Source organism: Rhodanobacter sp. UC4438_H5 (assembly GCF_052978405.1).
Genome location: NZ_CM129672.1, coordinates 2,781,482 through 2,794,302, shown reverse-complemented (window position 1 = coordinate 2,794,302; position 12,821 = coordinate 2,781,482). Strand labels below are relative to the sequence as shown.

The following is a 12,821-nucleotide window of genomic DNA, read 5'->3' as shown; positions in this document are numbered from 1 at the left end:
GCGGGGCACCTCAGTAGGTGTAGCTCACTTCCAGCCCGACCGTGCGCGGGCGCAGGCGCGTGGCCTGGCCGAGGTAGGGCGGGTCGACCGCGCCCTTCTCGTTGGTCAGGTTCTCGCCGAACAGGTAGGCCGACCAGCCCTGCACGGACTCCACGCCGAGCCGGGCGGAGACGCGCGTGATCGCATCGCCCGGTTCGCCCTCGGCCGTCGAGGAGGTCACGCGGCGCGAGAAGTGGCTCACGTCGGTGCGCGCGATGCCGTACAGGCTGTTGCCGATCGGCCAGTTGTACGCGGCCGAGCCAGTCAGCTGCAGCTTGGGCACGTTGAACACCGGCGTGCCCTTGTGGAAGTTGGTGCCCGGTTCGGTGCGGGTGTAGACCGCATCGATGTAGCTGCCGTTGAACTGCAGCGTCCACGACGCATTGGGGATCCAGGTCAGTCCCAACTCGGCGCCATCCGTGGAGGTGCCGCCGGAATTGAGCAGGGCGTAGAGCGCGCCGCCCTGCAGCGGGAAGTAGATCGGCACGTCCTTCCAGTTGGTGTGGAAGATCGCCGAGTTGAGCCGCAGCCGGCCGCCGTCCATCACCGTCTTGTAGCCCAGCTCGTAGCTCCAGATCTCGTCGGGCCGGGTCGAGGCGGGCACGCTGATGCCCATCTGCTCGGCCAGGATGATGGAGTTGATCAGCTGCAGCTGGCCGGAGCGGTAGCCGTTGGCGACGCTCGCGTATACCGACGAATCGTGGGTGGGGTGGTAGGTCAGGGTGAGCTTGGGGCTGGCGTGGGTGAAGGTGTGGTCCAGCCGGTTGATCTGGGTGGTGGTGGAATCGTACGCGTCCACCTTGTCCTTGAAATAGCGCGCTCCCAGCGAGGTGGACCACTTCGGCGCGAAGTTCCACATGACTTCGCCGTAGAGCGAGTACGACTTGTTCAGATGCGAGGAGCGGCTCGGGTCGTAGCCCTCGGTGTGGTACGTGTCCGCGCGGTCAGCGCGACGCTGGTAGAAGCCGACCGTCCAGTCCAGCACGTTCTCGCCGGTGGAGGTCCAGCGCAGTTCGTTGGTGCGTACGCCGATGTCGATGGTGCTGGCATAGGCCAACCCCAGGTTGACCCCGTTGAGCGTGCGGCCGAGTCCGCCGTCCGAATACACGTACAGCAGCTGCGAACCGTCGAGGTCGTACTGGGCGCGCAGGCTGCCGGAATCCCAGTCGCTGTAGACGTCGTAGTAGGTGTCGACCGTCATGTCCCGGTAGGCGTAGTCGAAACCGCCGGGGGAATGGTTCTTGTACTTCCAGTAGGCGAGATCGACGGTCAGGCGGTCGGTCGGCGTGTAGCGCAACTTGGCGCGCCCGGTCTTGATGCGCTGCCAGTTGATGTTGTCCTCGGCGGTGTCGCGGTTGTACAGCCAGCCGGATGTCTTCTCGTCGGTGCCCACCAGGCGCAGGGCCAGCTTGTCGGCCACCAGCGGGATGTTGACCATGGCCTTGCCACCCCAGCCGTTGGTGCCGCCCTGGGTGGAGCTGACGTTGGTGTCGACCGTCGCGTGGAAGCCGGTCGCATCCGGCTTCCTGGTGGTGACGACGACGGTGCCGCCGACCGATCCTTCGCCGAACAGCGTGCCCTGCGGCCCCTTCAGCACCTGCACGGTGTCGATGTCGAACGAGCGCGTGTCCGGATACCACGGCACGGTGACGCCGTCGAACGGCACGTCGTCCAGGTAGTAGCCGGTTTCGTTGCTGCCCTGCCGCGCGGAGGCGCCGCGCACCTGCACATAGGTGAAGCCGCCGCCGGCGTCGAACGAGGCCACGCCGGGCGAGGTCAGCAGGGCATCGCCGACGTTGGTAATGCCGGCGGCCTCGAGTTCCTCGCCGCTGATCACCGACATGCCGATCGGGATGTCCACCTCGCGCTCCACGCGCTTGCGCGCGGTCACCGTCACCGCCTGCAATTCTTTCGCGTTGTGCGCCGAGGCCTTGGTGCGGGGCTGCTCGCCGCCCTGCGTGGCTGCGTCGCCTGCCTGTGCGGCCGGCGCAGGGTCGGGCCTGCCGGCGGGCGAGGTGCCGTCGGTTGCCAGTACGGCGGACGGCATCGCCAGGGCCGAGATGATCATGCCGGCGAGAAGCATGTTCGACTTCGACAGGGTGATCCGCGCGGATGTGGTTGCGCGGGCTTTGCATTGGACAGTCATGTTCCCCTCCTGATACGGAAACCGGGACGAAAGTGGTGCGGGTTCTCTCACGCGACCCGATGCCCTTCCACCCGGGAAAAAGCAGTCCATTTGCGGCGCTGCGTCGGCGGCCAGCCTGGCGTGATCCATTCTGTTTTTGCGCAGACGTATCGTCTTGAAGCATTTGCGCCCTTCGTATGCGGAATCCCGCATAGCACCGCTGCTGTCCGGAGAAGCCGCCCTGGCGCAGGGCGGAGCCGTAGGAGCCCGCTTGCGGGCGATGCTCCTGCTCTCGCCGAATCCCGGCGAAAGCATTGCCCGCGAGCGGGCTCCTGCGGAAGGCGATGGCTTCGATGTCCGGTCACCGCCGCTGGTTCTGTCGCACTTGACGCAGCGGCGTGGATTTATTCCGGACAGCAGTGCGCACCGGGTGGAGCCGCCGCGCCAAATCGGGATGCGCGGATCAGCCGCCGCGGTTGACGTACCAGATGGTCTTGGTCTGCTGGTATTGCTGCAGCGCTTCCAGGCCGTTGTCGCGGCCGCCGAAGCCGGAAAGCTTGTAGCCGCCGAACGGGGTGGTGATATCGCCTTCGGAGAAGCCGTTGATGGAGACGGTGCCGGCGCGGATGGCGCCGGCGACGCGCTGCGCGCGGTGCACGTTTTCGGTGTACACCGAGGCGGCCAGGCCGTAGTTGGTGTCGTTGGCCAGGCGGATCGCCTCGGCTTCGGTGGCGAAGCCGGTGACGGCGAGCAGCGGGCCGAAGACTTCCTCGCGGAACAGCTGCGCGGCGGGATCGACATCGACATACACCGTGGGCTCGACATACCAGCCGCTGAGCAGGTCGCCGCGGACGCGCCCGCCGGTCACGCAGCGCAGCCCGTCGGCGCGGGCCTGTTCCAGGAAGCCGCGCACTTTCTCCAGGTGCGGCCCTTCCACCATCGGTCCCAGCCTCACCCCCGGTTCGCGCGGGTCGCCGAGTTTCCACTCGTCCAGGCCGGCCACGAGCATCTCCACCAGCTCGTCCCTGATTTCCTCGGCCACCAGCAGGCGCGAGCCGCAGCTGCAGTTCTCGCCCATGTTCCAAAACGCGGCGTTGAGGATGTCCGTCACCGCCGCGTGGATGTCGGCATCGGCAAACACCACCTGCGGATTCTTGCCGCCGCACTCGAGCACGATTTCCTTGAGGTTGCTCTGCGCGGCGTAGACCAGGAACAGGCGCCCGACCTCGGTAGAGCCGGTGAACGAGACCATGTCCACGTCCATGTGCCGGCCGAGCGCGGCACCGGCTGTCTCGCCGCGTCCGTTGACAACCTGCAGTGCGCCCGGCGGAATGCCGGCCTGGTAAGCCAGTTCGGTCATGCGCACCGCCGACAGCGGCGTCAGCTCGGCCGGCTTGACGATGACGCTGTTGCCGGTGGCGAGCGCCGGTCCCACTTTCCACGCGTACATCTGCGCGGGGAAGTTCCACGGCAGCACCGCGCCGACCACGCCGATCGGCTCGGCGACGACCAGGCCCAGCGCGTTGTCGCCGGTCGGCGCCACCTTGCCGTAGCACTTGTCGATGGCTTCGGCGTACCAGCGCAGGGTGTCCAGCGTGGCCGGGATGTCGGTATTCTCGCACTCGTCGATGGGCTTGCCGGCGTCGATGCAGTCGAGCGCCGCCAGCTCGGCGGCGTGTTCCGCCAGCAGGTCGCACCAGCGCAGCATGGCGGCCTTGCGCTGTGCCGGGCTGCGTCTGCGCCAGTCGCCCGCGTCGAAGCAGGCCCGCGCTGCGGCGACCGCGGCGTCGACCTCGGCCTGGCCGCCGTCGCCCAGGGTGCCGATCACGCTGTTGTCGATCGGGGTGAGGTTGACGAGGCCGTCGTCGTTGCCGCGGAAGCCGTGGATGAGCTGCGGTGCGTGCAACGCGCCTCGTGCGGCGCGCTCGAAGAGGTCCTGGCGGGTCGTAGTCATGGCTGTGCTCCCTCCACCAGTTCGCGGAAGGCCTGTTTGGCGGCCTGGGCCAGCGGCAGCAGCGGCAGGCGCACGTCGCCGACGTCCAGGCTGCCGTTGAGGCAGCCGGCCTTGGCCTTCTGGTTGTAGTCGCCCGATTCCATCGAATGCAGCGCCGGGTACATGCGCCGCATCAGCTCGCGCACGCGGTCCCAGTCGCCGGCCATCGCGGCGGCGTGCAACGCCACTTGTTCGCCGGGGAACACGTTGCCGGCACCGGCGATCCAGCTTTTCGCGCCCCAGAAGAAGAAGTCCGCCGGCTGGTCGTCGCAGCCGCAGACCACCTCGAAATCGGCGAAGCGCGCCTGCAGCAGACGCAGCGCGCGGCTGAAGTCGCCGCTCGACTCCTTGATGCCGATGATGTTGGGGTGCGCGGCCAGCACCGCGACGGTGTCGAACTCGACGTCCACGCCCGTGCGCGCGGGGAAGTTGTAGATGATGACGGGCAGCTTGCTGTGGTTCGCGGCGTACTCGAAGTGGGCGCGGATGCCGTCCTGGCCGGGCAGGCTGTAGGGCGGGGGCGACAGCAGCACGGCGTGGTAGCCGATGGCGTGCGCCTCGGCCGAGCGCTCGACGGAGCGCCGGGTGGACAGGTCGCCGATGCCGGCGATCAGGCCGATGCGGCCGGCCGCCGCGCGGTGCACGGTCTGCAGCACCTGGCGGCGCTCGCCGTCGTCGAGCGCGTAGTACTCGCCGGTCGTGCCGCAGGCGACGAGTCCGGCCACGCCCTTGTCGATCAGTGCCCCGACCAGGGTCTCCAGCGTGGCGTGGTCGACTTGCCCGCGGCGGTCGAACGGGGTGATCAGGGGAACGTAGATGCCGTCGAGTTTCATGGGTGGTTTTCCAGTGCGTGAGCGGGCGATCCGGCGCAGGCGGATCAGGTGAAATCGGTATCGCCCAGCGTGTCCAGCCGGGCAGGGAACAGCGGCGGCCGGTGGCTGCCGCTCGGAAAGCGGCCCAGTGCCGCCAGCGCGCTGCCGCAGATGCGGCCCTGGCATGCACCCATGCCGGCGCGCGTCGCGAGTTTGGCGGCGCGCGCGTCGGAATAGCCGTCCAGAGCCCGCATCGGGGCGTCCTCGCAACGGCACACGATGGTGTCCGGCTGCGCGAGGCGCCGCACCCGTTCGGCCAGCGCGAAGTGCCGGGCGAGATGGGCGGCGAAGGCGCGCGCCTGGTGGCGACGTCGTTGCCACGCAGCCGGTGGCGTGCGGCCGGCGGCGGCGTGGCCGGCGATGGCGCCTTCCGCCAGCGCGCAGTCGCGCCCGCCGATGCCGCAGGTTTCGCCGGTCGCGTAGACGTTGGCGAGGCTGGTGCGCTGCATGGCGTCGACCCACACCCGTTGGTGCGCGCCGGCCGGTTCGAGGCGGCAGCCCAGCAGGCCGGCCAGGCGCACCTCCGGCACCAGGCCGTAACCGACCGCAAGCTGGTCGCAGGCCAGCCGGCGGCGGCCGCGCGGCCCCTCCACCTCGATCTCGCGCAGGCGGTCGTCGCCGTGCGCGGCCACTACCACACTGTCGCCGTGGTACGGCACGCCGGCCAGGCGCGCGCGCAGGGCGGCAGCCTGCAGGATCTTGCCCGGCCAGCGCCACAGCCCGCGCACAAAGCCGCGCAGGTCATCGCGCCCGGCCTGCTCGTGGATGCCCGCGACATGGCCTCCATGGCGTCGGATGCTGGCGGCCGCCGCCAGCAGCAGCGGGCCGCTGCCCGCTACCACCACGCGGCGTCCGGCCAGCGGCCAGCCCTGCTTGGCCAGCGCCTGCAGGCCGCCGGCGCCGGTGACGCCGGGCAGGGTCCAGCCGGGGAAGGGCAGCAGCAGTTCGTGCGCGCCGGTGGCCAGCACCAGCGCACCGTAGTCGAGCCAGCGTGCGGCGTGCGGATCTTCCACCAGCAGCTTGCCGCCGGCGGCCGCCACCACCGTGCTGGACGCCAGCCAGTCGACGCGGGGATGGGCCTGCACGAAGGCGAACCGGCGCCGCGCCAGCCCGGTGGCGCGGTGGTCAACGTCATGGCGCCAGACCTGGCCACCGGCATGCGCCTGGGTATCCAGCAAACCGACCCGCGCACCGGCTGCGGCGGCGGCGCGCGCGGCGGCGAGGCCGGCCGGCCCGGCGCCGACGATCAGCACGTCGTAGCGCTCAGCCATCGCTGTCCACCGTCATGCCGTCGCGCACCGGCACCATGCAGGCGCGTTGCTGGGCCACGCCGTCGATGCGCACGCGGCATTCGAAGCACACGCCCATGCCGCACAGCGGCGCGCGGGGCTGGCCGTTCGGCGAACGGCGAAAAGGCCGTGCGGCCACGGCCAGCGCCGCGGCCACGCTGATGCCGGCCCTCACGCGGAAGGTCCCGCCGTCGATGACGAGTTGCACCTGTCCGCTCATGCCGCGATCCGCGCCGGGTCGTAGGGCGAGGCGTCGATCGCGGGCGGGCGCCCCAGCAACTGGTCGACGAGGATGGCGGCGGTGCCCGGTGCCGTGCACACGCCCAGGCCTTCGTGACCCGCAGCAATCCATATGCCGCGGCGACCGGATACCGGACCGATGTACGGCAGGCCGTCGGCGCTGGCCGGGCGCAAGCCGGCCCAGATGCGCAGCGCCTTGAGCGACCGCAGGCCGGGCAGGAATCCGAACGTGCATTGCAGCATGCGCTGCACGGTGGCCAGCGACACCGCGGTGTCGCTGCTTTCGTATTCCCGCGACGAGCCGATCAGCAGCTGCCCCGTGGGGCGCGGCTGCACGTTTAACGCCACGCTGGCAGCCTCGTCGTGCACGTTGTCGGCGTAGCGCATCTGCACCAGTTGATGGTGGATCGTGCCGGGGTAGCGCTCGGTGATCACCAGGTGGCCCTTGCGCGCGCGCAACGGCAGCTCGGGCAGCAGCGACGCCAGCTCGCCGCCGACCGCCAGCAGCACGCGGCCGCGGCGGCGGCTGCCGTCCTCGAGGCGCACGCCGTGATCGTCCAGCGCGACCACGCGTCCGCGCTGCAGCGTGGCGCCGCGCCGGCACGCGCGTTGCACCAGTGCGCGCGCCGCCGCAGGCGGATACACCACGCCCTCGCCGGGTACGCGCAGGCCGCCCGCCAGGCCCGGCGCCAGCGCCGGTTCCAGCGCGTAAAGCCGATGGGCATCGACCGGTTCGGCCTCGATGCCGAGTGCGGCCAGGCGAGCCTGCCGGGCCGGCACCTGCGCCAGGTCGTCCGCGTCGGCGGCCACCCACAGCGTGCCGCAGCGGCTGTATTCCAGGCCGGGCAGGTCGTGCAGTGATGACCACAGTTCCTGCGAGTAGGCGGCCAATGCCATCTCGGCCGGCGCACTGTCCACCGTCACCAGGTGGCCCATGCTCGCCGCGGTCACGCCGCCACCGACCGGCCCGGGCTCCACGATCAGCACGTCCAGTCCTTCGGCGCTGGCGCGCTCGGCGCAGGCGGCGCCCACGATGCCGGCACCGACCACGATGAGATCGTGGCTGCTGCTCACGCCTGGATGCCCCAGGCGAGTGGGTCGTTCTCGTCCAGCAGCAGCTGGCCGCTTGCGGTGATCCAGGCCCTGCCGCTGATGCGCGGGCACACCCCGCGCCGGCCGGGTTGCCAGCTGGCCTCGAACACGGTGCCCAGGATGCCGGCCTGGCACCACACCTGTCCCGGTGGCAGCACGCCATCGGCGGCCAGGCAGGCCAGTTTCGCGCTGGTGCCGGTGCCGCAGGGCGAGCGGTCGTAGGCCAGCCCCGGGCACAGCACGAAGTTGCGGGCGTCGACGCCGGGACGCGGGTCCGCACCGCTGATCTCGATGTGGTCGATCTCGGCGCCGCCGGCGCCGGTGATGCCGGCGGCGGCCAGCGCGCCGCGGATCGCCGTGGCGTAATTCGTCAGGGCCTGCTGCTGCGCCAGCTCCAGCGCCACCGGGCAGTCCGCGGTGATGAAGAACCAGTTGCCGCCCCAGGCCACGTCGCCGCGGACGGGCCCGTGGCAGGGCACGTCGAGCGTCACGTCGCGGGCATGCCGGTAGCTCTCGACGTTGTCGATGGTCACGCGCCCGTCTGCTTCCAGCTCGAAGCCCACCAGCCCCACCGGCGTATCCAGCGCGTGGCGGCCCGGCCCGATGCGGCCCAGGTGCTGCAGCGTGCGCGCCACCCCGATGCTGCCGTGGCCGCACATGCCCAGGTAGCCGACGTTGTTGAAGAAGATCACCCCGGCACAGGCCTGCGGATGGTCCGGCGGCAATAGCAAGGCGCCCACCAGCACGTCGGAGCCGCGCGGTTCGAGCACCACCGCGCGGCGCCACGCGTCGTGTTCGGCGCGCAGGCGCGCCAGGCGTGTCGCGAGGCTGCCCGTGCCCGGGTCCGGGAAGCCGGACAGCACAGTGCGGGTGGGTTCACCCTCGGTATGGGAGTCGACGAATTCGATGCTTGGCATGCCGGGCATGGTCGGCCATGGCGTCGGCGTCAACTAGAGCGGCTTGCCATCCAAACATGCGGAATGGTGCACAATCGAAGCCCGCTGCGCACAGGTTCCGGGACCACCATGGAGACCGAAGTTTCCATCGACACGCTGGTAGGCGTGTTCGACACCCTGCCGGACGTGGTCTTTTTCGCCAAGGACACGGACTGCCGCTACACCCACGTCAATCTCACCCTGATGCGGCGGCTGCGCCTGCCGGCGCGCGAAGACATCATCGGCAGGACGGCGGCGGAGCTTTTCCCCGGTCCCATGGGCGACGGTTTCGTGGAGCAGGACCGCCGCGTGCTGCAGGGCGAGTCCATCAACGACCAGCTGGAAGTGCACCTGTTCGCCAACCGTGCGCCCGGCTGGTGCCTGACCTGCAAGATCCCCCTGTGCGCGGGCAGCGCGATCCGCGGTGTCATCGGGGTCTCCCGCGACCTGCCCATGCCCGACGGCTCCTGGCCGACCTACGGCCGCGTGCGCGAGGTGCTGGACTACCTGAAGGCGCATCCTGCCGAGAAGCTCAACGTGTCGAAGCTGGCGCGCCGGGCCGGGCTTTCCGTCGCCCAGTTGGAGCGGCATTTCAAGCGCGTGTTCCAGCTCACGCCGCAGCAGGCGCTGATGCAGGCCCGCGTCGACACGGCGCTGCGGTTGCTGCGCGGCGACATGCGCGTCACCGACATCGCCCACGCCTGCGGTTTTGCCGACCACAGCGCCTTCAGCCGCCAGTTCAAGACCACCACCGGCATGACCCCGAGCGATTACCGCAGCCAGTACGCTCGCTGACCGGAACCGTCGACGACACATTCCGGCCGCCATCCCGCATCAGCCCGCTGGCGGGCGATGCGTTTTTGCCGGGATTCGTCCCTTCGACAAGCTCAGGACAGTGAATTCGGGAATCGCAAGAGCAAAAGCATCGCCCGCCAGCGGGCTCCTCTAGGAGGTCGGTGGCGTGAGTTTGCCGAGCGCCCCCAGCAAGCTGCGCACCGCCGCATCCAGTTCGCTGTCCCTGCCCTGGAACGACTCGCCCAGCGCGCGGCTGACCGGGATGTCGACCGGGCGGGGGTGGCCTTCCATCGGCTGGCCGTGGCTGTCGGTGATGGTGATGAAGGGCAATCGCACGGTGCCGCCGTCGATCAGCTTGCCGGCGGAGGTGTAGATGATCCAGCCGGCGGTGGGTTCGCCCACGATCTTGCCCAGGCCCAGCGCGCGGTAGCCTTCGGAGAAGTCCTCGCCGTCGGAGAGGGTGATGCGGTTGGTGATCAGCACGGTGGGGCGTTCCAGTGCGCGCTGGCCGAGGATGCTGCGCGCCGGTTCGGCCTGGTCGAAGCCGCGGAAGGTCATGTTGAGGTAGGGCCGGCGCGCGAGCACGTCCAGCGCATAGGCGTTGACGAAGCCGCCGAAGTTGTTGCGGATGTCGATCACCACGCCGTCGCGGGTGGCGTTCTGCGCGTCCAGGTCCTTGTAGAAATCCTGCAGCGACGCATACGACATGTCGCGCAGGTGCACGTAGCCCAGACGGCCGCCGCTGGCTTTCGCCACGTAGGCGCGGCTGTCCGCCGTCCACGCGCGGTAGACCAGTTCGGAGAGATCCTTGGAGTCGATCGGCTTGACCGCCACGTCGCGTGCGCCCTTGCCGGCGGCGTTGTCGGCGAGGCGCAGGTCGACCTTGTCGCCGATGCGGTGGGCGAGGCGCTGGGCCAGGTTGGCGTGCGCGTCCAGCGGCTCGCCGTCGACGGCCAGCAGGTAGTCGCCAGGCTCGATGCCGCCGGCGACGGCGGCAGGCGACAGCGGCAGCACGCTGGCGATGCGCAGGCGGCCGTGCTGTTCGTATTCGGCGCGGTCGAACATCAGGCCCAGCCGGCCGGTGACCGGTTCGCGCTTCTGCGGCGCGCGCGCGCCGGAGTGCGAGGCGTCGAGTTCGCCCACCATCAGATTGAGCAGCCGGTACAGCGCCGCGGGGGTGGCCGCGTTGGCGACCAGCGGCGCGTAGGTGGCGTGCACCGCGTTCCAGTCCACGCCATGCATGGCGCTGTCGTGGAAGGTATCGCGCAGCCAGCTCCAGGCCTGCTCGAACACCACCCGCTTCTCGACGTCGAAGTCCACTTCCATCGCGGCGTCGACGGCGAGCGCCTCGGGCTTGGCCTCGCCCTTGTCGTCGAGCTTGAACGACTGGATCTTGCCGCCGTCGAGGTAGAACACCTGCTTGCCGTCCGCGCTGAACTGCGCGTCCTGCTTGTCGCCCGGTGTATGCGTGAGCTGGCGCGCCACCGGCGGTTCCTTGGCCAGCGGGTCGAGCGACCAGCTGTAGAGGTTGCTGGTGCCGGCGACCTGGGCGGTGAGCAGCAGGGTCTTGCCATCGGGGCTGATCTGCACGGCGCCGACGTCCAGGCCCACCGGCAGCAGGCTCAGCCGCTCGCGGATGCCGTCGGTGTCGATGCGCACGGGCTTCACCGCGGGCTTGTCGTCGGCGTCGCCGGATTTGCCCTGGTGCTTGTCGTCGTCCGCCTTGGCCTTGAACAGATCCTGGAAGCGGTCCTCGCGGAACACCGGCGTGCGCGGCAGCAGGTCGACCTGCGCGACCTGACCCTCCTCGGTGCGCTGGCCGGTGGTGAACAGCACGCTGCGGCCGTCCGCGCTCCACGACACGTGGTCCGCGTCGGTGTTGGCCAGCGAACTCAGCACCAGCTGCCTGCCGTCGGCCAGCGATACCGCATGCACGTTGCGGAACATGCGCGGGCCGAAGTCGAGGTAGGCGAGCCAGCGGCCGTCCGGCGACCAGGCGAACGGCGCGGCGGAATCGAGCGGGCGCGGCAGGTCGATGCGCGCCTTCACCACGCGGCGCAGCTTGCCGCTGGCGATGTCGAGCACGCACAGCTCGCGGTCGTTGCGCAGGAAGGCCAGCTGCTTGCCGTCGGGCGAGAAGCGCGGCGCGGTGTCGCTGCCGGTGGTGGAGGTCAGCGCGGTTTCCTTGCCGCTGGCGAAGTCGTACAGGTAGAGCTGGCCGTGGCCGTCGCGACTGGAGCCGTAGACCAGGCGGCGGCTGTCCGGCGCCCAGGCCAGGTCGTACTCCTCCGCCGCGGTGCGGGTGAGGCGGCGCGCGTGGCCGCCCTTGGCCGCGTCGGTGGCGAACACCTCGCCATGCGCGATCAACGCCAGCTTCTTGCCGTCCGGCGACAGCGCGATCTGGCTGTAGCCGTGGCTGAGGTTCTCGTGTTCCGGCTGCGGCCCGCGGATCGCGCCGGCCAGGGTGATCGTCAGCGGCGCGGCGTGGCCGCTGGCCGGATCCAGTGTCCAGATGCCGAAGTCGCGCTCGAACGCCAGCAATTTGCCGTTCGCCGCGAGGCTCGGCCACAGCACGCGGCCATCGGCGAAGCGGGTCAGTGCCGACTCGCTGCCGCCGCCCAGCGGCACGCGCCAGATGTTCTCCGCGCCGCTGCGGTCGCTCATGTAATAGAGGGTGTTGCCGTCCGGCGCCCACATCGGCCATTCGGCGCGCGCGTCGTCGGCGGTCAACCGCCGGTACTGGTGGCTGCCGTCGTCGCGCAGCAGCCATACCGCGCCTTCGTCGATGTGGCTGCGGCCGTGGCGCCACCATTGCCAGTCGCCCATGCCGCCGCCGACCACGGCCAGCGAGGCGCCGTCGGGCGAGGGCGCGGCCATCGATTCGTTGCGATAGCGTTCCAGCGACACCGGCATCGGCGTGCCGCCGCTGGCGCGCACGCGGTAGACGCCGGCCATGCCGCCGACGTTGTCGCGCGCGGAACTGAAATAGATCCACTGGCCGTCGCGCGACCACGCATCGAGCTGGTTGCCGCCGTCGGCCCAGGTCAGCCGACGCACCACGCCGCTGGCGAGGTCGAGCAGGTAGATGCCGCTGGCTTCGCCGCCGCCGTCGGACTGGAACGCGAGCTGCTTGCCGTCGGGCGAATACAGCGGGCGTGAATCGTTGCCGCCGTCATCGGCCACCAGCAGGGTGGCGCTGCCGCCCTGGCCGGACACGCTCCAGATGCCGCCGTTGGCGACGAACGCGATGCGGCTGCCGTCGGGCGAGACCGAGGGTTGCGACAGCGCCACCTTCATCGCTGCCGCATGCAGCGGCAAGGCAAACAGGCCCAACAGCATCCACAACATGGCACGCAGGCGCATACGGATTCCCCAGGCAGAAGGCCGGTGCCCAGTGTAGGGGCGGCCGTCGGCCCGGCGCCTGCACCATTGGTCATGGTG

At 70.2% G+C, this 12,821-nt stretch carries 9 protein-coding genes; 1 reads left to right on the top strand and 8 read right to left on the bottom strand.

What is annotated here, in order from left to right:
- Positions 1 to 10: 10 nt before the first annotated feature.
- The 7 genes from ACVCL9_RS12860 to ACVCL9_RS12830 all read right to left on the bottom strand — a co-directional run bounded on the left by ACVCL9_RS12860 (position 11) and on the right by ACVCL9_RS12830 (position 8,567).
- Positions 11 to 2,185 (bottom strand): TonB-dependent receptor, encoded by a 2,175-nt coding sequence (locus tag ACVCL9_RS12860; protein ID WP_447097828.1) that lies wholly within the window; start codon positions 2,183 to 2,185, stop codon positions 11 to 13.
- A 442-nt stretch (positions 2,186 to 2,627) separates the two neighbouring features.
- Positions 2,628 to 4,118, bottom strand: a complete 1,491-nt coding sequence (locus tag ACVCL9_RS12855; RefSeq protein ID WP_447097829.1) for an aldehyde dehydrogenase family protein — start codon at positions 4,116 to 4,118, stop codon at positions 2,628 to 2,630.
- Positions 4,115 to 4,990 carry a dihydrodipicolinate synthase family protein gene (locus ACVCL9_RS12850; protein ID WP_447097830.1) on the bottom strand — a complete coding sequence of 292 codons (876 nt, stop codon included), beginning with the start codon at positions 4,988 to 4,990 and terminating at the stop codon, positions 4,115 to 4,117. Before ACVCL9_RS12850 ends, ACVCL9_RS12855 begins: the two co-directional genes overlap by 4 nt.
- 44 nt (positions 4,991 to 5,034) lie before the next feature.
- Positions 5,035 to 6,300 (bottom strand): FAD-dependent oxidoreductase, encoded by a 1,266-nt coding sequence (locus ACVCL9_RS12845; RefSeq protein WP_447097831.1) that lies wholly within the window; start codon positions 6,298 to 6,300, stop codon positions 5,035 to 5,037.
- Positions 6,293 to 6,538: a 2Fe-2S iron-sulfur cluster-binding protein gene (locus ACVCL9_RS12840; protein ID WP_447097832.1), complete on the bottom strand. Its 246-nt coding sequence runs from the start codon at positions 6,536 to 6,538 to the stop codon at positions 6,293 to 6,295. The genes ACVCL9_RS12845 and ACVCL9_RS12840 overlap by 8 nt, the downstream gene beginning before the upstream one ends.
- Positions 6,535 to 7,698: an NAD(P)/FAD-dependent oxidoreductase gene (locus tag ACVCL9_RS12835; protein ID WP_447099513.1), complete on the bottom strand. Its 1,164-nt coding sequence runs from the start codon at positions 7,696 to 7,698 to the stop codon at positions 6,535 to 6,537. Before ACVCL9_RS12835 ends, ACVCL9_RS12840 begins: the two co-directional genes overlap by 4 nt.
- Positions 7,629 to 8,567, bottom strand: a complete 939-nt coding sequence (locus tag ACVCL9_RS12830) for a proline racemase family protein (RefSeq protein WP_447097833.1) — start codon at positions 8,565 to 8,567, stop codon at positions 7,629 to 7,631. The genes ACVCL9_RS12835 and ACVCL9_RS12830 overlap by 70 nt, the downstream gene beginning before the upstream one ends.
- Before the next feature lie 108 nt (positions 8,568 to 8,675).
- On the opposite strand from ACVCL9_RS12830, the gene ACVCL9_RS12825 reads away from it, so the two are divergent.
- Positions 8,676 to 9,380: a helix-turn-helix domain-containing protein gene (locus tag ACVCL9_RS12825; RefSeq protein ID WP_447097834.1), complete on the top strand. Its 705-nt coding sequence runs from the start codon at positions 8,676 to 8,678 to the stop codon at positions 9,378 to 9,380.
- Positions 9,381 to 9,530: 150 nt separating this feature from the next.
- On the opposite strand, the gene ACVCL9_RS12820 is transcribed toward ACVCL9_RS12825, so the two are convergent.
- Complete coding sequence (locus ACVCL9_RS12820) at positions 9,531 to 12,743, bottom strand: S41 family peptidase (RefSeq protein WP_447097835.1); 3,213 nt, start codon at positions 12,741 to 12,743, stop codon at positions 9,531 to 9,533.
- Positions 12,744 to 12,821: the final 78 nt, after the last annotated feature.